The organism is Vibrio sp. NFR, from assembly GCF_027587095.1.
GTDB classification, from domain to species: Bacteria; Pseudomonadota; Gammaproteobacteria; order Enterobacterales; family Vibrionaceae; genus Vibrio; species Vibrio harveyi.
In genome coordinates this window covers 24,828-45,888 of sequence record NZ_JAPPTN010000017.1, presented here as the reverse complement: position 1 = coordinate 45,888, position 21,061 = coordinate 24,828, and the positions used below count along the sequence as shown (strand labels likewise).

Genomic DNA, 21,061 nt, shown 5'->3' with positions numbered 1-21,061 from the left:
ACAAAATTGATTCATTTTTTCCTCGTTCTTACAGAAGCATTAAATCAAGCGCTCGTTACAATCTAACATTTTGACTGGTAACTGGTTATCCACGAGAAAGTAATAAAATCGCAAATCCTCGATCAAGTCTTTCGAAGCAAGTTCAAAATCTTGGTAAGTCTGATTTTTGTAGCGAAAACGAACCGTGTGTTCAAACCTCTTGGTTTGTCCATACAGAATTTCTTTTACATCAGATGTCATGATACACATATTGAGAAACCTCAACTTAGTGCCATCAAACGAGACCTCGACAGACTGTCGTGGTTTTGATGCTGAATAATCGATAAGTAGTGAGAAACCACAACCAAAGGCTATAAAGCTGAGTTGAGTAAGCAATGGTTCTTCTGAAATGATCACTAAGTAGTAAGCTAAAATACTAAAGAAAAAGACTCTGTTTATAAAACTATGAAGTAGCTTAATATTGGACAACTTGTTTTGTCTTAATAATGTTTTCATGTTTCCCTTTATCATTTTCACTAAGAAGTAATAATTTTTCTAAAATCTTCCAAATCCAAAAGAGAATTTGGTCACTCTTTCCGTTTTTAGTTTGTAGATCCTAGTGCCCGTATTGGGTGGAAATAACCTTACTTATACTTTAGTAAATTTAAAGATTAAACATTCCAGTAGCATGAGATCGTTTGCAAGTTCGATATAATCATCACTGTCTTCATCTAATTTAGCTAACAAAGCTAAATCACGCTCATACTTCTCAATTAAGTAAATCTTTATGTACCTCAGTTCTTTATCATCAAACATAGAGCTCCAAGCCTGTTTTATCGCTGCTTTGAAATCCATAGCTGATAACGTTTTTGTGCAGCTGGCAAAACGTAACACTCTTTACTCTCAACCCATATAGGGCGCTGTCGCCTATTTAGAAGCTAAATATGTATCGTACTTCCATCATCTGCAGTGCACTCGTCCTCACCGAGACAACATTGGTTTCGCTGCCATCGCTTTCCTTGAAAGTAGTAAGACTGACCATTGCGAGTTAGTGTTATCAGATCTATCAAGATATCTCCATTTTGTAACTCAACATATGCGAGTAAATTTCGTGACTTGCGTTTCACTTCTCCCTCCAATGGAGCAACATTGAATAAGGTTTTCACTTTCAATACATCTAAGGAATCCTATCAGCAAAGCGAGTATCATAAGTCTTCTTGGTTAAAATTAAGTATTTGTTCCCCAAATACAACCTTCGCCTCACTCTCAAGTGACTTTCTGAGTAGTTGAACCTTTATATAATCATTAGCAGCATTAGCGCGAACATTTTCATCATCGGAAAACTCACTTATACTCCTTAGCCTTTCAAGCTCATTAAGCGTAGATTCTAATATTATTCTAGTTTCCCAATCAACAAAGCTACATTTTAATTCCCTAACATATGTTATGTGACTTTTCTCTATTTGACTTGATGATAGTAAGACTTTTTTTTCCATGAACATTTCCGTCTATAATTAAGTTTTCGCAAACTAAAAATTTTTAAAACAAGGAAGAATCATTAATTAACAATATTATTTTTATAAAGATCTTCAATAGGAAAAATCATATTATAATCATGCCAGTTCAGATTCCCATCAACAATGTCAAAGTCAACAAAGAAACAAGTATCCCTGTACTGCTCATAATCCGGGTGTTTTCCACTAAAAATAAATGATGAGAAGTCAACAATAGATATGTGTCCGTCACTGAATTGTATCTTTAATATGTATCCAAAAAGATGTTTTACCTTGACTATTGAAATGTTTTCCACTTTTTCCTTCTAAAATCTGTTCAGGATAATTGTCCATTTAGGGAGGTTTACTGTTTATATGAAAAACGATAAAAACAAGTTTTAAAGTACGTTCCATTAGGCTTGGTGATAAGGCGTAAATTGCGAATTAATTAGTAGTTTTACACTTCAGCGTATTATCTCCAATAAAATTGGATGAGAACATGCCATTATAGTCAACATAATAAAAAACATATTGAATACGCACACCCAATAAATATATATAAAAATACTTACCCAGCCATTTTTAATTAACACCTAAACTAGGAAAAATCATAAGTAAAAACATATTTTGAATAAGTCCACTTCTGCTTTTGGATGCTTTTAATAACATAATTTCTGACGAATAGTATTTAGCGTAAAGTAAACCAAATAAAAGCAAAAAATATATGCCACATACAAACAATAACAAACTTATGTCGATTTTAATGAGCACTACAGCAAGGAAAGGACAAACTAGTAATATAGAGATAAGTATCATCCATATCCTGAGCATTGACACATTTTCAACCCACTCAAACTTCCTAGCCATAAGTTTCGGCAAACAATCCATTTTACCTCCTGATACATTAGACAGGTTTCATCTTGCCTATATGCTTCAAGTAAAAATATAAATCATATCACCCTAATAAAGAAGCCTCACCATTATATAATTGACACCTTGAGATCAATGGCTCAGTTATAATGTTGTAAGTTACATTTTTGTATTAATTTAGAAACATAACTAAACACTAATCCCGAAATTAGATTCTTGACTTAATAAGTTAACGCCACGGGCACTAATTACTATTCTGCAATAATTTCTGATATCGGAAAGTGTGAGGCTATCAACTGTGCGAACTCTGCATATGCCGTGTATTATCTGCGGCTTTTTACCACCACAGGCTTTCCCATAATATTTAATGTCTGGCGAAGAATACAATACAATGATAGTGCTTTCTCAGCATAAGTCATTACAGTTCCCGCTTCGCCACACAACGCCCCAAACGCATAAGGCTTTATAAATTTATGGTGTTCTTATAGTAGTTGATATTTTAACCAATATTCTGCGGTATTGTCATGCTACGCCCAAGCAAATAGCACACTGAACTGGTTTGGAGTAAAAACGCCAAGCGTTACGAATCACTCTTAAATTTATTGTTATGTGATTTTTCACCACATACGGAAACGCCCAAAGTTATTAGCTTTGGGCGTTTCTTCTAGCAAACTGGTTACGACAAACCGAGCTCTAAAGTGCCATATGCAGAATTGGAAAAGGTTTTCCCATATCATCAAGCGGTGAGCGAGAAACTACTTTAAAACCCATATGCTCGTAGAAACCTACGGCTTTCGGGTTTTGTTCGTTTACATCCACTTTGGTTGCGCCTAACTGCTCTATTGCGTATTGCAGTAGCACCTTACCAACACCTTGCCCTCTTGCCTCGTTTAAGATGAACAGCATTTCAACCTTTGAGTCGTGAATACCCACGAAACCTAAAATTGAACCACTTTCATTTTTCACACATCTTAACGTGACAGCAGGAAAAGCCTGCTCAATGATAATTGGTTTAAAAAACTCAATATCTTCTTCTGATATGAAGTCATGAGTTGCTCGGACTGAATTTTCCCAAACACTAAGCATTTCTGCGTAATTTTCAGGAAGCACATTTTCTACAATCATCGTATTTTCTCTAAAGTTGACTGAAATCCATGTGCAGCCGCGAGGAGGAATGTTAACCTCAATAGGTATGAGTTGTCCACCAATCGCATAATTCCCTGCTAAGAGTGAGCAACACAGAACAAAAGCTGTCGCACATCACCTTAGTCACTAAAATCAAGGGATGATAAAAATGCTATGCTTGATGCCCTCCCTAAACAGTTTGTTATGTTTATGTGTTGGAGCGAATGATCTCAAAACCGTCGTCAGCGGCAATCCTAAAGTTATTGCTAAATCCATTTTTTATAGTTACGTCTAATGATTTTTTGCACTGTTTGATATCAGGACATACTCCATTTTCTACTTCGAATACGTATCCTCCTGGAGCTAAGTAAATGGTAATTTCCTCCATCACGTTAAGCCACACCACGTATTCTCCATCTATTTTCAAGAATGTAGTAGCCAAAGACCCTAAAACACCAGTGTCCCGTGTTATCGTCACTGGAACAGTTCTAAGTTCAGAAGGTTTATATAAATTTTGATTATATAATCGTTTATGAGACGCTAGCTTAATATCAGATGGTGCTGTTGGAGCTGTAGCGCATCCAACTAATCCAACAATTAAAAATAAACACAAAATCCTTTTCATATATTTCTCGACAAATTAGCTATACGTTTTTAAGCTACATACACATAACGCCTTGTTAAGGTATAAAGCACGCAAAATACCTAAGCGACCGCATACCACCTTAATCACTAACACCAACGCATGGTAAAAATGCCAAGCGTTGAGAGTTACTCTTAAATGCTTTGTTAGCCCTAGGATTCTGACCAAAGATCAGAGTCATCTTCTGATAGTTGTTGAAGCTCTCTTTGTATAAATACATCTTCAGGCCATTTGATATCCAAGGAATTCTTGAATTCTTGAATATCTACATAAGCAATTATATCACCCTCTATTTGTAACTCCCACGCTGAGCCATTCCACTGAGCAAAATCGTAGACGCCAGCAGCGGGTCCTAGTTTTACCGCAACAAAATACATACCAACAAATGATGGCAATCCTTTTTCCCAATTCAACTCAATACTCATACTACCTCCTAAAACTTTTCACGAAAGCGTTCAGCTACGTCGGCCAATTCCATTAAGTAAAGTGGTTTTAATTTAAATAATTGAAGAGCATTTTCAATAAAACCTGAGAGTAAAAAGTAATTTTTATTCAAAAAGCCCTCGCAGTAGATCAACGCGGTGTTACTGGTCTTATGATATGAAAGCTTCTTCAAATGCCAACGTTTGGATGAAGAATGTCTAATATGGATGTGAAACATCCCAGCCTGCTTGACCTGACTTGGAAAATTATAAGTAGTGTCTTAACCAAATGATTCGTGAAGAACACCCGTTTTCTTGTAACCTTTGAACTGTACGCCAATATTTACCTAAGAAAACCTCAATGGCTTATGTGACACAAAGACTGTGCAACCACAACCAGATAGCATATAAACTGAATAACAGACCACGCCAAAGGCTTGGTTACAAGACACCAACGGAGTATATTTATGAGCAGCTACTCTAAGTGTCGCACTTCAAGCTTGATACTAAGCGCTCATTCCTAAAGGTTATTGCTTATTTAACAAGAACTTACGCAAATCTCTCTCTGCGCGCATAACAAACAAAATAAACACTTTGTCACCGTCTTGTTTATAGAAAACACGACATGGATTAACGACAACTTCACGATAACTTAAATGTTTTAGATCGGGTGGAATACGACCTGACTCTGGGAAAGTTTGTAAACGTTCGACTTTGGAGAAGATCGTTTGCACTAACTGCTTTGCAGCTACGATATTTTCAAGTGCGATGTATTCAGCGATATCGTTGAGGTCAGATAACGCTGGCTCAGTCCAGATTATTTCAGCCATTTTGACATTTTGCCCTTGGCTTCATCATGACTTACCACTTTACCGTCAGCTAGTGCACGCTCACCTCGTGCAATACCCTCAAGAATAGCTAAACGATTTTGCATAAACTCGTAGTCATCAACATCAACGAGATACGCGGATGGCTTACCATGCTCAGTAATTAACACTGGTTCTTTGGTGTCGTGGAGATCGGCGAGAATCTTAGTTGCTTGACGTTTGAGTGATGTAACTAGTTCTACTTTCATGAGAGTTGCTCCAAAGGAATACTAAAGTGATACTATTCTATCACTTTAAGTATAGCAAGCTCTATGACGGCTAACGCCTTGTTAAGGTGTGAAGCACGCAATGACCAAGCCGAAGCATGGCACGTCAACACCGAAACCAAAGCATAGTAAAAATGCCACGCGTGCTGAATCACTCTTGAACAGATTGTTAGAATTACTTTTGCACGGACTTTGATACAAAGTATTCAAAAACCCTTCTTTCTCTATCAGCCCCGCAACTACCACTTTCCTTAAACCAGTTGATCAACTCTACTGGTTTATCACGGCGGAAAATTAACGCTCCATAACGAGAAGTGCATTCTTTGTTGTCGAAAGATTGAGATTCAACCAAAACTACATATTTATCATTGAATCGCTCTAGATGAATTAAACTAGTTTCTCCAAACTTAATAAACGAACATTTTTTTTCCCCGATATCACTCAGTTCTTGAGAATATGAGAGATTCCCAGCGTTAATAACGTCTACGGTACAATCTTCATTTAACTTAATTTCTCTTTCAAAAATCGAGAATTGCTCTGCGCTAACGGAAAACGAGATCAAAATACTTATAAAGATAGAGAACTTACTCATGTTAATGTCCACATCCATATAGTTTTCGCTTCCCAATAGGCATCGCCTACAGCTTTAGTCCCATCCCATAAATCTATATGCCCTTGCCCTGAAAAGTCAGGAATATTCATATAACATACAATACCTTTCTTACCGATAGCATTGCTTGGCGGTTGCCCATTTGCTTGGCTTGTCCAACCGAGTGTACGTGTTCCTAAGACTTTTGGAGAACCTAGCACTGCAGCTAGATCTTGTGCCCCCCTTAAATAACCATGCGAGCATTTATTCTTTGACGAATTCTTCAAGGCTGTAAGGAAGTCACTATCTGTTTTAACTAAAGCTTCGCTCATCCTAATTGCGCAAGTATTGGGAAATGCCATTGAGCATGAATGGATTTGCGTAGGAAGAGTTTTATAGTTTACTTTGAGCTTGCTGAAACTTGGCTTTTTCATATTTAGCCTTTATTGGTGTGAGCTTAAGGGAATACTCACATATGCAAATATGTTGTTAAATATGAGTACGTCTTTTTGTCGACTCATATCGATATTTATAAGTCTATTAATTTCAAGTCGTTGTATGCGCCTTTGTAGTTCTAACACCCTGTTAAGGGGTGAACAACGCAACCACGAAACCTAATCATACCACCGTAAACATAAAGCCCAGCGATGGAGTAAGAATGCCACGCGTTGCGAATCGCTCTTAAACAGTTTGTTAAATGACCTATGACTTCGGTCTTTTCATTTGGTTTAAATGATGCTGACGAATCTCTGGTGCTATTTGGCTTGGTTTGCTACTTTCATTTGACTTTTTTAAATAGAGCCAGTTCGTTTTTCCGTTGAGTGATTGAACGTCTGAAAGTTTAATTGTCTTTGTCATGCTCTCTCCTTTGGTGTACCAAACGCTTCAAGTTCCTTTTCGGTTGGAACGACACTATCTGGATCACTGAGGGCTGCCTCATTAATTTCTCTATCAGATAGCGCTTCAAGTTGCTTTTTGTCAGTTTGCCCGCGAGAGAACTTCAAATTCTCAATCGATACCTTTTTGATTGTCATATTACACCACCTGAGAGTATGGCTTAATAAATCTCTCTCATAAGATTTTTTTCACGAGAGTTAGCTTTACGTGCTGAGATTAATCTAATATTACCACTTGATTGCCTCTCTGTATAAATCACAAACAAGATACCATATTTTGTCTTGCCAATCGTTTGAAACCTAGCTTCACCATAGTCGTAGCGTGTATCTTCTCTTTCAATTCTGCTAGCATCAAGAAAAACGTGTACAGCATCAGCAAAATCAATTCTATGTTTTGCCAAATTTATTAAGTTTTTGTTCTCGTCCTACTCAAATTCCATAGTTTGCCCTTTTGCCCCAGTATGAGTGTGAGTGAATATGGAATTTCAAAGCGTAAATGCGATTTACCAATATTTTTAGTTCGCGCTAACTCAATATACATCATACCTCGATTACATTAAGTTGCACCGATTTGAAAGGTCATTTAATGCCCTGTTAAGGTGTGAGCAACGCAATACCGATGTCCCTGCAAGCACCTTAATCACATAAACCAACGCATAGTGACAATGCCCAGCGTTGAGAATCACTCTTAAATGCTTTGTTAGGTTTCTGCTTTTGGCGAGCCTTGTACATGTAAAAAGCTACTAAAGACGCTTTTTCTGCTGACCCCTTTCGGGTTAGACACGAAAGGAATAATCATTTCTGCCTTGGATAATACTTTTATATTCCAGAGTGTATCCCCTATAAACAAAAATGATATTGAGCTGTCTTTCTGAAGGGTCAAGTCTTGTAAACGCCCTGTTGAATAAGCACTACCTATATACAAGTAATCGATCAGCTTTGCATTAAGATCAAACAAATATACTCTCAGCGTTTCTTCATTAAGGATGTCATCAGTGACAAAGATAACGTAACAGTTATCATACTTTACGCCATATTCTACTTGTACACCTTTGACAAAAGAATTTGCGGACCTGCCTTCAATAGCCAATAATATCTTGTAAGATATGTACTCACTGCCTTTCTCAACGTCACGTATTTCCAATTTATCTTTTGATAACAGTTCCATATCAACTACCACGCAATACTCACTCCAAATGCAGCTAATGTTCCACCTATAAAAGCCCCCACACTTACACATACTGGAGCTCCCGGACCACAAGCTAAACCTGCTATTGCCCCTCCAGCAATACCGCCGCCAATACCAGCACCTGCAACTAAAGCCTCGCGACCAGCTGTCTCAAGTTTCTTTTCAGAGGAGGTAATCGTGTACACAGAAAGACCGATAGATAAAACAATCAAACCGCGTCCTGCACTTGAAATATTTTTCATTAGCCTATTGACATCTGGATTAGATTTGCCAGATGACTTTACGATTTCCGAATACACTTTGTTCTTTTGTTCTAAAGTAAGATCGTTGAAGTGCTTGGTAAGATAAATCTCGTTTGTTTTCTTCGCGACCAGTTCATTTAGCGTTCTACCTTTGCTTTTCAACCGCTGAGCATATGCGTTTCCGACGGGGGTACTTTTACCCCTTACAATCTCCATAATTACATTTCGAGTTTCATTCGCCTTTTTTGCAGCTTCCTCTCAACTAATTTTTCCTTGTTTTACTTCTAACTTTAACTCTTCAGAGAAACGCTTTATTTGTCTCGAGTAAAGCTGCCTAGCTTATGCATCTACCACCATACAAAGACCAACATTCACTGCTTGCGCTTCTGAAGCTTGAATCGCAGCCTCAAACTCTCTTTTGTCCTGGATATTTTGCATATTGAAGTCCCTATCATAGTAATCCCAATAATATGCAACCATGCACGCTCACTGTAAAGCTCTGAGCAATGCAATACCGGTGCTCCCGCATGCCACCTTAAACACTAGACGCAATGCATAGTAAAAATGCCACGCGTTACGAATCCCTCTTGAACAGTTTGTTATGTGCGTGCTTAAACTGAACACCTTTGCTCACAGAACAGCTAATCGATATAAGAAGCGACCGCAACTGCACCAAAATAGAGTTCAAGTGCGAAATAAAAAAGTACACTTTTGGAGACTCTCTTCTCTAAAAGCACTTTAACCATAAGAAGTGTGACAATAACGTATACGATGGCAACTAACATTCTATCCCTACATGTAGCTTGAGCCCAACCGTGGCTACCCAACCGACGACACCTAGTAACCCGAACAATCAAGATGCTGGAATTGCAAAAAAGATATACAAGACTGCACCAAATACCGAGCCAGCCATGAACAATCCTAACTTAAGTGCTGTACTTTTATCCGATTCCTTTTTGGACATAGTAATGCCTTTTAATAATTTAAATTGACTTACATGCACATCTAAACAACACGAACACCAAAGCACATAACGCCTTGCTAAGGTGTGAGTAACGCAATACAAAAGCTACCGCACGGCGCCTTAATCATCATAAGCCACCGCATAGTAAAAATGCCATGCGTTACGAATCTCTCTTAAATGCTTTGTTATTGCGCTAGTTATTACCGCAAGCCAAAGCACCCTTGATGCTGCTAACATTTTTCAATGTATTATCGAGCAATAAAGGAACTGATATAATGCGAGACTTGATCAAAGCAAAGTCAAAGCTTGAACTACCAGAAGGCATGCTTTCAAGCGTAATAGATGCTATGGCAGATTTGCACCCACAGCTACCTATATTTTTTTCTAGTGTCAGCTTCATATCTACTAGAGTTAGATTGTTACGGTCATAAGTATCGCTAGTATCAATAGAAACACAATTTGAAAGTGTATTCTCGAAGTCAACGAAACTACTTGCAGTCTGCTGCGCGAACGACAAAAAGGGGAGGCAACAAAATAATAAAATACAGATTCTAGCCAACATAAGTTCCACCATTAGTTTTTACATTCGGTTGGTATTTGATACTTAACATAAGCTTCCGAGCATCTGTTTTTTTTGATAAACGCTCTAAGTTCATTGAAGAAGCGTCCTTCCACTTCGATACAGCCATGGCTGTATCCTTTAGTTGAATCATGAAGGTAAAAGCCACTTCTCGAAGGTCTGCATCTTTTTTTGGTAACCTCGTCGTATGGTTCAAAGCGCACCCGATTATAGCCCCAGTTATCCCAGTAAGGATCACACTCGCCTGCGCTTTCTCCACGCGGTATTTCTTGAACCTGCCATGATGGTTTAAGCACACAAAAGCCAGAACCATCATCTTCAGCCAAAGCTCCCAATATAAGAGGAATATAGTATTTTCCCTCTGGGACAGGACCTTTATCTGGAACACACTGGTCTTCAGGGTATTGATAACCCTTCATTCCAGAAGTCGCTTTAAAGTGCCACTTAAGCTCTGTTCCTGTATAAGCCAAACTCTCCATGTGTAACTCCTTTTCACTTTGAAAAGGCAAATACTCACTCAAACGAATAACGAATTAAACTGTATGTTTTTAGTTTAATTTATCGCATCTTATGCCAGAGACAGGCGGTAATTGAAATTGCGAGCAATGCAACACTATCGCCTAGCGCTATAACGCCCTGTTAAGGGGTGAGCAACGTAATGCCGATACTTCCGCATACCACCTTAAACACCAAACGCAACGCATAGTAAAAATGCCACGCGTTGCGAATCCCTCTTAAACAGTTTGTTATGTGTTACAACTAAGGTGACTTTTATTTTTACCTTCCTACATTGACTACATCATTCACACCAATGCTAAATTTTGCCTTAGTACGTTTTATACATGTATTACTAAAAAGTGAAAAATCAATTTCCCTTGATAATTCACTATATTTAATAACTTCGTCATCATTAGAAAATAATAAAAGTGTAATACTATCTAAATCTGATATTCTACTTAGATTCTCAGCATCCCAGTCGAATCCCAGTAAAGAACGAGCAGCAGTATTATTGGAGTACGGACCTAAAAAACAGACTCGATTCCAATCACCTTCGACAACTTCAGAAAAATCGACACTACTGTCATTTAATCTTAGTTGTATCTCATTTGTATCTGAACAGGATACTTGAAGTAAAATAAAGAAAATCATAACCAATTTTTTCATTTTTTCTTCTCTTTCTTTATTACCTTAAGACGACCTGCTAGCAATGAAGTGTGACAATAATGTGCAAGTTTATCATTACTCGCCATCGATAACCCTAACCGAATACCAACTTTATTATTGTGTAAATCCATGACCTTTTCATTTTCTGGGTTTTACGGAAAGTCTTCATGTGCTGTCGTAAATTCGAGAGCATTTTTGTATCCAATGTCACGAGCTAGCATCGCATACCAAAAACAATGACGAAATGCATCGCTTTTATCATTGTGTCCATTGATGCCAAAGCGAGATTCTGTTTCGAAAAAAGCAACATCTTTCGCTTCTTTTATTGCTATAGCATGGTGAGGGTTTAATTTAAGACACTCTTTTTCACCTTCTTTAAGAGAATTGTATTGTTGATAAATATGTTTAACCATGAGACCTCCGCATTTAAACACAAACTAGCCTACACTTTTAAAACAAATCCACATTACTAAAAACTGATTAAAAATAAGACCTTGAGAAGGAAAGCACAGTTGCATGATTATCAATTACATCTTCGAACTTACTCGGACACATAACGCCCAATTAAGGTGTGAGTAACACAATACAATACAATAGCCGCCGCATACCACCTTAAACACTAAACTTAACGCATAGTAAAAATGCCACGCGTTGCGAATCACTCTTAAACAGTTTGTTAGGACTATGATTGATTTGGGTAAAAAGCTATTCTTCAAACTCATCACCAAAACAATAGTCAGCAACCCTAAAATAATTGGTTCCTATCCCAAGAGGCTCCAGTCGATTCTTAATTTTTTCATGGACGACCATTGGAGATAAATCAGTTCCCCCCATCTTAAAGACTAATCGCTCACTCTCTTTTATGTGGTCAAGTACGCACGTATCTAGACTGTATTCATAAACTCTCGGAAAATATTCTGGGTCTTTTTGTTTAAATGCAGATTTATCTCTATCCCAGCAGTCTAATAGTTCGAAAACATTCACCAAGTAATAGTCCATCATATTGCCGTCAGGCGTCTCGACTATTGCCGGAAAGAGCTTCCCACCGTATACCATTTTAAATAGTTCTTTTATCGAAGAATGAATTATTAAGCTTGGTTTACAATGAAGGATAGTAGGAGGTGATGCAACTAAACCGCATTCATCAGAAATAAATATTGCCCTATTTTCTTCATCGACTAGTTCTTGGACGTGAAAGCGGCGTAAGCCAGTTTCTTCACTTGGCACCACATGAAACTTTTCATCTTGAAAGCTAGGACAAAGTATCCAATATTCGTTGTTGTAATTCAAAGTAACCTCTTATAAACAATCGCTGTAACTTCGTAAATCATAGCCCTAACGCCGCATGCCACCTTAATCACTAAAACTAACGCATAGTAAAAATGCCACGCGTGCTGAATCACTCTTAAATTGTTTGTTAGCTTACGCTGAGCGCGCTAAAGACTGTCCATAACTCGCACGATGGAGAGAGAACGTTAATATATAACCAACATGCCAAAGATATAGTTGCACAACCTGTCCCAACAGATTTATTGTTATCGTACGTCCATTCAGTAAACCCCTCACCAGAAGCAATTTGAGCAGAAGCATATTTAAGCAAGAAAGTTAAAATAAAAATAGGAACAGGAATAATCAGACCTGCTAGATAAGCAACCCCGCCTTCTACAGCTAAGTAAATTGTCACTCCAAGAAATACTGAGGCTGTACCAAGCATAAAATAGATAGGCTTATTCGTCAGCCATTTAAGCATTGGCACAAATGGAAGAACTGAATTAAACATATCCCTATACTCATTTTTAGGATCAAACTTCAACAAATAAAATTGAATGCTAAATAATAAGAACATCGGTATGCAGCCAGAAATAAGCATTTCTGGTCCACCAACTTTCAAGAGAAAACAACTCTTTCACTAAGGGATCTAGTTTCTGATACTTTTCGATATAATTACCCTCAGTCACGAATCCTGTAGCCCAATAGCTGACGGCAGTTAGCACAACAAACAAAAATACTGTAATACTCCAAAACTTAACATTCCCTATCGTTTTAGCTATTTCTTTCATTTTTTACACATTTATCTTATCTTCCAGAGCTAATTCAGTAAGCTAACGCCCTGTTAAGGTGTGAGCAACGCAATACCAATGCTGCCGCAAACCGCCTTAATCACTAAAACCAACGCATAGTAAAAATGCCACGCGTTGCGAATCACTCTTGAACAGTTTGTTATGTTTATTTTTTCACCAAATCTCGTTCCGAAAGTTTAAGTAGTTTCTTCAGTGCTTCGGAAGAAGTATGTGATACCGACGCGTAATATCGATTTTCAATCCAAAACTCTTGTTCAGGATCATCATTAGCGCACTCATATTCTTCGCCACGAGAATATACTTTTTGCTCAAGATTTAGATAAAGTTGAGATAGAACTGATACAAAATCTTTGGAAAAATATAAATTACCTATCGCTGCGTATTTCTGGATAACACGTTCTGAAACTTCCAACTGACTAGTATCATTACCAAATCGGATTAACCCCTGTTCTGCTCCCATCTGATTACGCCTCGACTCATACCAAGCTGCGATATACTCGACTGATTCGATGACTAAAAAGTACTTTTCTCTTTTATCGTCCCAACGCTTTTCATTTTTATACTTGCGAAATGCAAATACAGCAGCTCCATATGCTGATAACGTCGATAACACAACGGGTAAAAGTAGATCTTGAACAAGTTCCATATACATCACTTTGATAATAAACATAACGCCGCGTTAAGTGGTGAGCAACGCAGACCACGCTAGCTAAACCATGGTGCTGTAAACACTAAAGCTGAATCAAACCGAAAATGCCGAGCGTTGGGAATCCGTCTTAAACGCTTTGTTATATGGCGAGCTAATCTGATTTTACGGATAGTTTTTCACCAGTAGTCAAATAGATTGTGTCGCCATCCCATGAAGAAAACAACTCGCTATTATTCACATCAATAGCGTCTTTTCCACTATATTTGAAGCCACCTTGATACCAAGTCTCACCAGAATTCGGGTAATAAACAGTCCCAGAATAATTATCCCCCTCTGCATACACCTCTAAGTACACACCACCATCTAAGCCTCCAACCCAGTGTGCTGATATAGGGACGAGCGTTGGTCTCTCTTTTTCCTCTGTGGTATCGATAGGTTCACAACCAGCTAGCAGAAATAACAGGCAAATGAAAAAAACTTTCATTAGTTAAATTCTCCCATTGTTTCTATTTTGAGCGTGCGCACTTTAGGTAAATAATCTAGGTCGTTGTAATCATCACGAAATTCACCGATGTAGGAAGCAGGTCGTGGGTCAATCAGCCAAGGTGTTTCATTCCCAGACAGGTCGACCAATCGTTTTACAAAATGAATGCAACTATTTGAGGTTAAATTGTAAGGCGTTCGATTTGGATCTGAGTTTCTTACTTTTATTGCTTGCGCTCTCTGGTTTAACTTATCAAAAGAGTCAAGCGCTTCAATGTATACACCCTCTATTCGAGTTCCGCTACCTGCAACTTGACTAATTTTGTGCATAACTGGTATTAAGGAACTCAAAACTACGCCTGACTCGTTAACTTTTACATCAGGCAATGGAACTCTCCTTACAATGCCTTTCTGCTCTGGGTAATCATACCTACCATATTCATAATATTTAGTAAGACCTGATTTTCCATTAATTATTAGGATTCCTGCATGCCCAAGATATGACAACCTTTGCTCCGTCTTGGGAATGGTAAAATTGTCAAATGTTATCCAAGGTAATAAGTCAACCTCTTGTCTCGGAGTCCGTACAGTGATCTTGTAGTCAGGAAAAACTATAGGGATTATGACATCTTTCATGTTTTATTCGCCATTTGTAGTTCAAACTTTATTCACACTACATTCTTTGTCGTTAAGTATCTGTATTAATTCTAAGATTTCAAGCAGTTGCCATCCATAGCCATATAACGCCGCATTAAGGTGTGAGCGACGCTTGGCTATACTTGAGCGAAGCGAAACTGCCAAGCGTTGCGAATCACTCTTAAATGCTTTGTTAGCAGCAACTTACAACGCGAGTTTAAACCCTTCATGTGTTGCTTTGAATCCAAGTTTTTCATAGAACCTGATTGCATCAGGGCGCTGCTTATCACTTGTTAACTGAACAATTGTACAGCCTTTGCTTTTTGCCAGTTCGATAGCATGTGAGAACATTTGCTCACCGAAACCTTGTCCACGATAGTCACTATGGATCCGAACACCTTCGATAAGACAACGCCAACTACCGATATGGGTTAGGTAAGGAATAAAAGTAATTTGAAGCATCCCGACTAAAGAGTTTTCCAGTTCAACAACAAGTAATTCGTTGTTTGGATCTCGTGCAATTGCATCGAACGCTTCAATATACGCACTATTTAGCGGGACAGACGCGTCTTCTCTTTTGCTACCAAGCGGGTCATTTGAAAGCAAAGTAACAAGACTTTCCAAATCTTCAAAATCAGCTGAACGATACTTTAATTCCATCTATAGTTCCTTATTACTTCTGACTGCTAACGCTCTGTTAAGGGTTGAGCAACGCAATACCAAAGCCGCCGCATACCACCTTAAACACTAAAACCAACGCATAGTGAAAATGCCACGCGTTGCGAATCCCTCTTGAACAATTTGTTAGCTTGATATTAACTGGCTCTTTGATACCTTCCATACAGCCATAAACCTAGCAACACCAAACTAGGTAAATACCAAGACATCGAAGGGTCATTGTACTTATTGACCAAAAGGTGTACAAAATTAGTAAACAAAGTTAATTCACATGCTATGTAACTAACAAATAATGTTTTTAGCCATCCTAAAAGCTTTTCAGTATTTGATTTAAACCATACCTGTTCGTCCAACATAAAGGTCAAAGACACATAAAACGCAACAAACACGCAAACTATTCGAAGCGGATCTACTTCAAAAAGGTCTATTGATACATTCAATAGAAAGTTGCTTAGCAGAAGTAGTTGAAAAAGTGGCAGTCCGTCCTCTTTGCAAAAGGGCTTATGTTAAGTTCACCGGTTGTGGTTTTCTTGGTTGGAAATTTCGATAGCAAGCTAACGCCTTGCTAAGATGTGAGTAACGCAATACAAAAGCTACCGCACAGCGCCTTAATCACCATAAGCCACCGCAAAGTAAAAATGCCACGCGTTACGAATCACTCTTAAACGCTTTGTTATACGCGCGCTGCTGGATAAGCATCAACTTTACATTTTCAATTTCATCACAACCATTATTTCTATGGATAACAGCGTGACAGTTGGGGCAAACGGGGCGTAGATCTGCTATCGGGTCGACTTTATATTCGCAGCCAACTTCAGATATAGGAGTAAGATGGTGAACATGAATAATGTTTCTCGCTTCTTTGCCATATGTGTCTTCCGCATTAAATCCGCAGATTACGCAAGTTGCTCCATGCTCCTCTAAACAAGCAACCTTAGCTCCTTGGTTTCTCTCGTACTTGTTAACAGAGATCCTTATTTTTGCTCCTTCGTAATAAAATGCATCAACCTCTTCTGGAAGGGTGTTTCCAACATTGCTTATAAAGTCGCTTCTGCCATATACGTAAAGTATACAATTACGGTATTCCACCAACACTTCATCATTTGCACTTAGCCCAATAGCGCTTAAAACGTCAGCAAGCCTTTCCTTTTCCCCTTGAGCATAAGCATCAGGACATACCCAGGCATAGTCGTTATCACGAGTCATTCTCAAACCGACTTGATAACGAGCATTACCGATGAACGAATCAACATTAACCCTCTCGCCTTCAATAAAAGGAAGATTTGAACAATCACTCTTTTTGAGGTGAATCTCTAGGTAGTCACTGCCATCCGCATATCTATTCGTCCGCCTAACTTTTCCTTTTATCATATATAAGACCTATCGTTTACTTCTAAGCGTAGAACGCCGCATTAAGGTGTGAGCCACGCAACCACGGTACTCAATTTGAGCACCTTAAACACTGATCTTAACCTAAACCAAAAATGCCAAGCGTGGAGAGTCACTCTTAAATGCTTTGTTATATTAAAGCAGTTACCGAACTAAACTAGCCCAATTAAACAATAAGTTGCATTTAAAATGAGAACCGACTCTAGGCTATCGCATAACTATTGTGGTTTTGTTCCTCTAACAACGATTAGAAACTAACATACACATAAAAAAGAGGTGACCATGAGTTTAAAAATAACGTTTTCAATCAAAAAACGTCAGCTTATTGTAGAAAAAATTATACCTGGTGCTAGCAGCGAAAAAGTCATTATGCAGGCAACATCTGGTGGTTGGGATGGTTACAAGCATCTACCTAAAGGTAACTGGGTAATTACAGAAAACCCAAGCGGTTTCTGATCTTATTTTGGTCTATTTTTAGTTGATGACAATATAAACGATCAGTTTTTACATGATGGCAAGTGGCGTGATGGTATACGGTTTGGCTACCATGACGATACAGGGAGTCATGGTTGTATTATGACAAAGCCTTCGTTTGGTCAATCATACATTGACGGTAAACATGTGTGGGCTAAGATCCAGAAAATGATCAGAACTAAGAGTTCCAAAAAGCTACTTACATACACAAACAATCAGAATCCCAAAAAATCTGATAGCACTCAGTATAAACTGACAAGCTATGTTTTTTGGTAGTAACCGATTAACCTAAGGAAAGACAAATGCAAAGGCTATTTATTGCGATATTACTCATTTTATTATCATCTACGTCCTTAAGTAGCCCATTACACAACAATGGTATAAGTATCAATAATATAGAATATTGGGGTGAATACTCATTCGAAAAGTTTGGTACTAGTGAAGTAAATTACGAATGGGGGTTTAATAAAAGCTCATCGACTCTAATAATAATAAAATCGGAGTGTAAGTCATGTAAGCCATTTGACGAATCTAACGTAGCTGAGATAAACACAATAGATGACTTTAATGTAAGTGCGCTTCTTATAAACCATAAGTATGGAAATGGGATCTACCAAATTCACAAACACTCAAAAAATATAAATTTTTTAATATTCAAAATATTTCACAAAGGGTACTATTACAAATTCCAACTCGGTATACCAAATAATACCAATCAGTCTGTATTTTTTGAACAGAGCATAGAATTCTTGAGAACAATAAACAGTTTCACAATTTTTTAAAATGCTCTCTTTTAATATAACGCCGCATTAAGGTGTGAGCAACGCAACCACAGAACCTTAACCATACCGCCGTAAACACAAAACCCAACCTTGACCCGAAAATGCCAAGCGTTGGGAATCACTCTTAAATGCTTTGTTATGTTTTGGGTTCAATGGATATCTAAAACACTACTTTTCGTGCTTAAAACGATACCTTTCAGATAAACAAACCAAGGAACCGACTAACGCCGCAACACATACTACAACGGTCTGATAAGTCGCCCCTGTTACCTTAAAATCATTCAATATCTCGATTGCCGCCAACATGGGCAATGTTACGGTGAGAGCGAGGCTGACTAGTTTTGTTGTTTTTAACCTTGCTCCCCTCCGCCTACTGTAAAAATAATACGCATAATCCGAATAAAGGACAAACAGAGAAATAAATAGAGCCAGTATCCAAAACATTAACTATAAATCCTCTGGTCTAAGTAAGTTACGACGCACAAGTTCCTTTTTTGCGGACATGGAGTCAGCTTCATTAAAACCTTTTATTACACTGGCAAGAATAACAGCTACGAAAAACGCTCTCGAGCTAACTTGTTGAGCGGAAGCAGATAACTTCAACTTATTTAATGCTTCCTCAGCTATATGAACAGATGCCATATCTTTCACCAAGGAAGCGCCACCACCTTTTGATAAAGAATAAATTATGGCTGCGGCAAAACCAACTTCGAGCTTAACTTCTATTGTTATAAACCATGTTGAGAGAAAGTCAGCAACTGCTTTATGTGTTTTAAAGTACTCTTGTAATTCGCGATTTGATAAACTCCAAGGATTCCACATTGGTTTTGCAATACTCTGCGCAACTAGCATTTGCACCTTACCAAAAAACCTCCGATTCCCAAGAGCCTAAGCTTGCTCCATGACCTTTCTTTGTTCGATTTTACTTAATTGTCGATACAGAATGACTCCCGTGAGAACTGGAAGTACACTTTCTCTGTTGCCTCGAACAAAGTTCAGATCGTCATCTAACCCCGTTAGTATTGCCAACTGAACTACAGGTTCAGTTTTTAAAGTCTGCTCACTATAACCTCTGACCATTTTTAATTTCCCAAAGTATCTTATGCCGTTTGCGTACAATATATACAACAAATTGATATGCAAATGATGGCAATAAATTTCAGCTAGAACGTATCAATGTTTGGAAAATAAAAGGGGAAATTAGAGATAGTCGCCGCAAAAGCTAAGTATTTCCTGAAGAAACATAACGCTGCGTTAAGTGGTGAGCAACGCTACCACCTTACCTAAACCATTGTGCCGTAAACACTAAAGCCGAATCAAACCGAAAATGCCAAGCGTTGGGAATCCGTCTTAAACGCTTTGTTATGTAAATTTTTGTGGTAGCGTTAAAACTATTTACTTACGTATTCTGTTTCACAATCGAATCCATCACACCTAATAGTAAGAGTTGTACTCTTTGTCGATGTAACTGAAGTTGAAGAACTCTTGGAGCTTGTAGTTTCCGAGAATTCTACCGCCTCTGCATCAAGTACTTTTAGCATTTTTTCTTTGGTTGAATCAAAGTTGATAACTTCCATCAACTCTGATAATTCTAAATCAGAATATTCTTCGTGGTGACCTCGCAATGTTTTAACTGCTTTCACTTTGGAAGAATCAAAATCAAAATACTCTACGAGTGTTATTAACTCTTCAAATGTCAGGTCGCGATTTAGGTTGTTTACGTTGTCGGAAACAAACCTGTTTTTTGTTGAGTCAAAATTAAAATGGCTTATTTTTGTCAACAATTCTTCAGGCTCCATAGCCTGAACACTTAAAGAACAAACTAAGTAAAATACTCCTGATATAATGATTTTATACAATTTCAAACCCCTCCTTTTGTTCGATTTACATAACGCCCTGTTAAGGGGTGAGCAACGCAATACCGATGCCGCCGCATACCACCTTAAACACTAAAACCAACGCATAGTAAAAATGCCACGCGTTGCGAATCCCTCTTGAACAGTTTGTTAACTGGATTTGCAAAGGCGGAGCGCTTGCTCTCCCGATTTTGCGATAATTACACGCTTATTTCTTGTAAGCGTCTTGAGTTTGTCCATTATTAGGGGTTTCGACTTTTTGGGATAGTCCCATAAAAATTTGATGAACTCGATATCAAACCTTTCATCGCAACCTTCAGCTAAATCTGGACGCTTACTACTTAATAATGTTCTCTTTAGTGCTCGATAGATACAGGTATATCGGTTTACATCTAAGAATATTACTGTATCACAAGCTTCAAATCTTATATCAAGGGTGCTCTGATAATTACCATCGATAATCCAACACTCGCTTTCACAAAGACCTTTTTGAATTTTGATCCAGTCATCTTTTGGAGTTTTAACCCAATTTGGTTTCCAATATAGCTGATCGAGATGATGAACAGGCAAATTCAACTCTGTACCTAATAGTGCCGAAAATGTGGATTTACCCGAACCACCGGAACCAATGACCGCAATTCTTTTCATCGGACTTACCTCGTCATCAATCCAGTTAACGCCCTGTTAAGGTGTGAGCAACGCAATACCAATGCTTCCGCATACTACCTTAAACACTAAACGCAACGCATAGTAAGAATGCCACGCGTTGCGAATCACTCTTAAA

Annotated in this window: 31 protein-coding genes and 4 pseudogenes; 2 read left to right on the top strand and 33 right to left on the bottom strand. The window is 38.1% G+C overall.

Features of this window, described 5'->3' with window-relative positions; genetic code table 11:
• Positions 1–39: 39 nt before the first annotated feature.
• The 9 genes and pseudogenes from OH463_RS23635 to OH463_RS26330 form a co-directional block, all read right to left on the bottom strand.
• Positions 40–495: a hypothetical protein gene (locus OH463_RS23635; RefSeq protein WP_005445642.1), complete on the bottom strand. Its 456-nt coding sequence runs from the start codon at positions 493–495 to the stop codon at positions 40–42.
• Positions 496–627: 132 nt separating this feature from the next.
• Positions 628–873, bottom strand: coding sequence for a hypothetical protein (locus OH463_RS23630; protein ID WP_123947168.1), 246 nt, complete (start codon positions 871–873; stop codon positions 628–630).
• A gap of 311 nt (positions 874–1,184) precedes the next feature.
• Positions 1,185–1,475 (bottom strand): hypothetical protein, encoded by a 291-nt coding sequence (locus OH463_RS23625; RefSeq protein ID WP_017190343.1) that lies wholly within the window; start codon positions 1,473–1,475, stop codon positions 1,185–1,187.
• 62 nt (positions 1,476–1,537) lie between these two features.
• Positions 1,538–1,789, bottom strand: a complete 252-nt coding sequence (locus OH463_RS23620; RefSeq protein ID WP_269992844.1) for a DUF2442 domain-containing protein — start codon at positions 1,787–1,789, stop codon at positions 1,538–1,540.
• An 845-nt stretch (positions 1,790–2,634) separates the two neighbouring features.
• A pseudogene (locus OH463_RS26335) lies at positions 2,635–2,869 on the bottom strand (hypothetical protein); the annotation flags it as partial.
• A gap of 166 nt (positions 2,870–3,035) precedes the next feature.
• Positions 3,036–3,467, bottom strand: a complete 432-nt coding sequence (locus OH463_RS23615) for a GNAT family N-acetyltransferase (protein ID WP_269992843.1) — start codon at positions 3,465–3,467, stop codon at positions 3,036–3,038.
• Positions 3,468–3,675: 208 nt separating this feature from the next.
• Positions 3,676–4,092: a hypothetical protein gene (locus tag OH463_RS23610; RefSeq protein WP_005445653.1), complete on the bottom strand. Its 417-nt coding sequence runs from the start codon at positions 4,090–4,092 to the stop codon at positions 3,676–3,678.
• 170 nt (positions 4,093–4,262) lie between these two features.
• On the bottom strand, positions 4,263–4,535 hold the full coding sequence (locus tag OH463_RS23600) for a hypothetical protein (RefSeq protein ID WP_050903611.1): 273 nt from the start codon (positions 4,533–4,535) through the stop codon (positions 4,263–4,265).
• Positions 4,536–4,543: 8 nt separating this feature from the next.
• Positions 4,544–4,801 (bottom strand): annotated as a pseudogene (locus OH463_RS26330) (type II toxin-antitoxin system YafO family toxin); the annotation flags it as partial.
• 62 nt (positions 4,802–4,863) lie between these two features.
• Here OH463_RS26330 and OH463_RS23595 point away from each other — a divergent pair.
• Positions 4,864–5,016: pseudogene (locus OH463_RS23595) on the top strand (IS30 family transposase); the annotation flags it as partial.
• A 43-nt stretch (positions 5,017–5,059) separates the two neighbouring features.
• Here OH463_RS23595 and OH463_RS23590 read toward each other — a convergent pair.
• From OH463_RS23590 to OH463_RS23450, 20 genes and pseudogenes are all read right to left on the bottom strand, one after another.
• A complete protein-coding gene (locus tag OH463_RS23590) occupies positions 5,060–5,362 on the bottom strand; it encodes a type II toxin-antitoxin system RelE/ParE family toxin (RefSeq protein ID WP_005445657.1) in 303 nt (100 codons plus the stop codon).
• Positions 5,350–5,607: a type II toxin-antitoxin system Phd/YefM family antitoxin gene (locus tag OH463_RS23585; RefSeq protein WP_005445660.1), complete on the bottom strand. Its 258-nt coding sequence runs from the start codon at positions 5,605–5,607 to the stop codon at positions 5,350–5,352. Before OH463_RS23585 ends, OH463_RS23590 begins: the two co-directional genes overlap by 13 nt.
• A 193-nt stretch (positions 5,608–5,800) precedes the next feature.
• On the bottom strand, positions 5,801–6,217 hold the full coding sequence (locus OH463_RS23575) for a hypothetical protein (protein WP_226982075.1): 417 nt from the start codon (positions 6,215–6,217) through the stop codon (positions 5,801–5,803).
• Positions 6,214–6,648, bottom strand: coding sequence for a T6SS effector amidase Tae4 family protein (locus tag OH463_RS23570; RefSeq protein ID WP_017190349.1), 435 nt, complete (start codon positions 6,646–6,648; stop codon positions 6,214–6,216). Before OH463_RS23570 ends, OH463_RS23575 begins: the two co-directional genes overlap by 4 nt.
• A 268-nt stretch (positions 6,649–6,916) precedes the next feature.
• Complete coding sequence (locus OH463_RS23565) at positions 6,917–7,072, bottom strand: hypothetical protein (protein ID WP_017190350.1); 156 nt, start codon at positions 7,070–7,072, stop codon at positions 6,917–6,919.
• Positions 7,069–7,248, bottom strand: a complete 180-nt coding sequence (locus tag OH463_RS23560; RefSeq protein ID WP_017190351.1) for a hypothetical protein — start codon at positions 7,246–7,248, stop codon at positions 7,069–7,071. Before OH463_RS23560 ends, OH463_RS23565 begins: the two co-directional genes overlap by 4 nt.
• 23 nt (positions 7,249–7,271) lie before the next feature.
• Positions 7,272–7,523, bottom strand: a pseudogene (locus OH463_RS23555) (BrnT family toxin); the annotation flags it as partial.
• A 287-nt stretch (positions 7,524–7,810) separates the two neighbouring features.
• On the bottom strand, positions 7,811–8,278 hold the full coding sequence (locus OH463_RS23550) for a hypothetical protein (protein ID WP_269992842.1): 468 nt from the start codon (positions 8,276–8,278) through the stop codon (positions 7,811–7,813).
• A 5-nt stretch (positions 8,279–8,283) separates the two neighbouring features.
• Entirely contained in the window at positions 8,284–8,703 is a 420-nt protein-coding gene (locus OH463_RS23545) for a hypothetical protein (protein ID WP_230544371.1), read from the bottom strand.
• 995 nt (positions 8,704–9,698) lie between these two features.
• Positions 9,699–10,067, bottom strand: a complete 369-nt coding sequence (locus OH463_RS23530; protein WP_053350296.1) for a DUF2195 family protein — start codon at positions 10,065–10,067, stop codon at positions 9,699–9,701.
• A gap of 11 nt (positions 10,068–10,078) precedes the next feature.
• Positions 10,079–10,564: a L,D-transpeptidase family protein gene (locus OH463_RS23525; RefSeq protein WP_269992841.1), complete on the bottom strand. Its 486-nt coding sequence runs from the start codon at positions 10,562–10,564 to the stop codon at positions 10,079–10,081.
• 298 nt (positions 10,565–10,862) lie between these two features.
• A complete protein-coding gene (locus OH463_RS23515) occupies positions 10,863–11,249 on the bottom strand; it encodes a hypothetical protein (protein WP_269992840.1) in 387 nt (128 codons plus the stop codon).
• A gap of 152 nt (positions 11,250–11,401) precedes the next feature.
• Positions 11,402–11,662, bottom strand: coding sequence for a DUF6973 domain-containing protein (locus tag OH463_RS23510; RefSeq protein WP_269992839.1), 261 nt, complete (start codon positions 11,660–11,662; stop codon positions 11,402–11,404).
• Positions 11,663–11,954: 292 nt separating this feature from the next.
• On the bottom strand, positions 11,955–12,539 hold the full coding sequence (locus tag OH463_RS23500; RefSeq protein ID WP_269992838.1) for an imm11 family protein: 585 nt from the start codon (positions 12,537–12,539) through the stop codon (positions 11,955–11,957).
• Positions 12,540–12,666: 127 nt separating this feature from the next.
• Positions 12,667–13,140 carry a hypothetical protein gene (locus tag OH463_RS23490; protein ID WP_269992835.1) on the bottom strand — a complete coding sequence of 158 codons (474 nt, stop codon included), beginning with the start codon at positions 13,138–13,140 and terminating at the stop codon, positions 12,667–12,669.
• Between the two features lie 335 nt (positions 13,141–13,475).
• Complete coding sequence (locus tag OH463_RS23480; RefSeq protein ID WP_269992830.1) at positions 13,476–13,976, bottom strand: hypothetical protein; 501 nt, start codon at positions 13,974–13,976, stop codon at positions 13,476–13,478.
• Positions 13,977–14,130: 154 nt separating this feature from the next.
• A complete protein-coding gene (locus tag OH463_RS23475; protein ID WP_017191334.1) occupies positions 14,131–14,463 on the bottom strand; it encodes a hypothetical protein in 333 nt (110 codons plus the stop codon).
• Positions 14,463–15,098, bottom strand: coding sequence for a hypothetical protein (locus tag OH463_RS23470; RefSeq protein WP_005442026.1), 636 nt, complete (start codon positions 15,096–15,098; stop codon positions 14,463–14,465). Before OH463_RS23470 ends, OH463_RS23475 begins: the two co-directional genes overlap by 1 nt.
• A 204-nt stretch (positions 15,099–15,302) precedes the next feature.
• Complete coding sequence (locus tag OH463_RS23465) at positions 15,303–15,758, bottom strand: GNAT family N-acetyltransferase (protein ID WP_017191321.1); 456 nt, start codon at positions 15,756–15,758, stop codon at positions 15,303–15,305.
• A 666-nt stretch (positions 15,759–16,424) separates the two neighbouring features.
• On the bottom strand, positions 16,425–17,147 hold the full coding sequence (locus OH463_RS23450) for an HNH endonuclease (protein ID WP_017190365.1): 723 nt from the start codon (positions 17,145–17,147) through the stop codon (positions 16,425–16,427).
• Between the two features lie 300 nt (positions 17,148–17,447).
• Here OH463_RS23450 and OH463_RS23440 point away from each other — a divergent pair, with 300 nt between their 5' ends.
• Positions 17,448–17,621, top strand: coding sequence for a hypothetical protein (locus OH463_RS23440; protein WP_010448855.1), 174 nt, complete (start codon positions 17,448–17,450; stop codon positions 17,619–17,621).
• Positions 17,622–18,868: 1,247 nt separating this feature from the next.
• Here the strand turns inward: OH463_RS23440 and OH463_RS23435 are convergent.
• The 4 genes from OH463_RS23435 to OH463_RS23415 all read right to left on the bottom strand — a co-directional run bounded on the left by OH463_RS23435 (position 18,869) and on the right by OH463_RS23415 (position 20,925).
• The gene (locus OH463_RS23435; RefSeq protein WP_230842082.1) at positions 18,869–19,273 is read right to left on the bottom strand and encodes a hypothetical protein; all 405 of its coding nucleotides are present in this window, start codon (positions 19,271–19,273) and stop codon (positions 18,869–18,871) included.
• A gap of 36 nt (positions 19,274–19,309) precedes the next feature.
• Positions 19,310–19,501, bottom strand: a complete 192-nt coding sequence (locus OH463_RS23430; RefSeq protein WP_253184481.1) for a hypothetical protein — start codon at positions 19,499–19,501, stop codon at positions 19,310–19,312.
• 311 nt (positions 19,502–19,812) lie between these two features.
• Positions 19,813–20,286, bottom strand: a complete 474-nt coding sequence (locus OH463_RS23425; protein ID WP_269992815.1) for a DUF4476 domain-containing protein — start codon at positions 20,284–20,286, stop codon at positions 19,813–19,815.
• Between the two features lie 141 nt (positions 20,287–20,427).
• Entirely contained in the window at positions 20,428–20,925 is a 498-nt protein-coding gene (locus tag OH463_RS23415) for a DNA topology modulation protein (RefSeq protein WP_005448066.1), read from the bottom strand.
• Between the last annotated feature and the right edge of the window lie 136 nt (positions 20,926–21,061).

Coding starts and splice junctions, on each gene's coding strand:
- OH463_RS23615 (WP_269992843.1), bottom strand. CDS start 3,467: ATGATTGTAGAAAATGTGCTTCCTGAAAATTACGCAGAAATGCTTAGT.
- OH463_RS23430 (WP_253184481.1), bottom strand. CDS start 19,501: ATGGTCAGAGGTTATAGTGAGCAGACTTTAAAAACTGAACCTGTAGTT.
- OH463_RS23440 (WP_010448855.1), top strand. CDS start 17,448: ATGAGTTTAAAAATAACGTTTTCAATCAAAAAACGTCAGCTTATTGTA.
- OH463_RS23625 (WP_017190343.1), bottom strand. CDS start 1,475: ATGGAAAAAAAAGTCTTACTATCATCAAGTCAAATAGAGAAAAGTCAC.
- OH463_RS23470 (WP_005442026.1), bottom strand. CDS start 15,098: ATGAAAGATGTCATAATCCCTATAGTTTTTCCTGACTACAAGATCACT.
- OH463_RS23610 (WP_005445653.1), bottom strand. CDS start 4,092: ATGAAAAGGATTTTGTGTTTATTTTTAATTGTTGGATTAGTTGGATGC.
- OH463_RS23480 (WP_269992830.1), bottom strand. CDS start 13,976: ATGGAACTTGTTCAAGATCTACTTTTACCCGTTGTGTTATCGACGTTA.
- OH463_RS23450 (WP_017190365.1), bottom strand. CDS start 17,147: ATGATAAAAGGAAAAGTTAGGCGGACGAATAGATATGCGGATGGCAGT.
- OH463_RS23465 (WP_017191321.1), bottom strand. CDS start 15,758: ATGGAATTAAAGTATCGTTCAGCTGATTTTGAAGATTTGGAAAGTCTT.
- OH463_RS23475 (WP_017191334.1), bottom strand. CDS start 14,463: ATGAAAGTTTTTTTCATTTGCCTGTTATTTCTGCTAGCTGGTTGTGAA.
- OH463_RS23565 (WP_017190350.1), bottom strand. CDS start 7,072: ATGACAAAGACAATTAAACTTTCAGACGTTCAATCACTCAACGGAAAA.
- OH463_RS23515 (WP_269992840.1), bottom strand. CDS start 11,249: ATGAAAAAATTGGTTATGATTTTCTTTATTTTACTTCAAGTATCCTGT.
- OH463_RS23415 (WP_005448066.1), bottom strand. CDS start 20,925: ATGAAAAGAATTGCGGTCATTGGTTCCGGTGGTTCGGGTAAATCCACA.
- OH463_RS23635 (WP_005445642.1), bottom strand. CDS start 495: ATGAAAACATTATTAAGACAAAACAAGTTGTCCAATATTAAGCTACTT.
- OH463_RS23550 (WP_269992842.1), bottom strand. CDS start 8,278: ATGGAACTGTTATCAAAAGATAAATTGGAAATACGTGACGTTGAGAAA.
- OH463_RS23435 (WP_230842082.1), bottom strand. CDS start 19,273: ATGCTAGTTGCGCAGAGTATTGCAAAACCAATGTGGAATCCTTGGAGT.
- OH463_RS23525 (WP_269992841.1), bottom strand. CDS start 10,564: ATGGAGAGTTTGGCTTATACAGGAACAGAGCTTAAGTGGCACTTTAAA.
- OH463_RS23585 (WP_005445660.1), bottom strand. CDS start 5,607: ATGAAAGTAGAACTAGTTACATCACTCAAACGTCAAGCAACTAAGATT.
- OH463_RS23530 (WP_053350296.1), bottom strand. CDS start 10,067: ATGTTGGCTAGAATCTGTATTTTATTATTTTGTTGCCTCCCCTTTTTG.
- OH463_RS23575 (WP_226982075.1), bottom strand. CDS start 6,217: ATGAGTAAGTTCTCTATCTTTATAAGTATTTTGATCTCGTTTTCCGTT.
- OH463_RS23510 (WP_269992839.1), bottom strand. CDS start 11,662: ATGGTTAAACATATTTATCAACAATACAATTCTCTTAAAGAAGGTGAA.
- OH463_RS23560 (WP_017190351.1), bottom strand. CDS start 7,248: ATGACAATCAAAAAGGTATCGATTGAGAATTTGAAGTTCTCTCGCGGG.
- OH463_RS23590 (WP_005445657.1), bottom strand. CDS start 5,362: ATGGCTGAAATAATCTGGACTGAGCCAGCGTTATCTGACCTCAACGAT.
- OH463_RS23600 (WP_050903611.1), bottom strand. CDS start 4,535: ATGAGTATTGAGTTGAATTGGGAAAAAGGATTGCCATCATTTGTTGGT.
- OH463_RS23570 (WP_017190349.1), bottom strand. CDS start 6,648: ATGAAAAAGCCAAGTTTCAGCAAGCTCAAAGTAAACTATAAAACTCTT.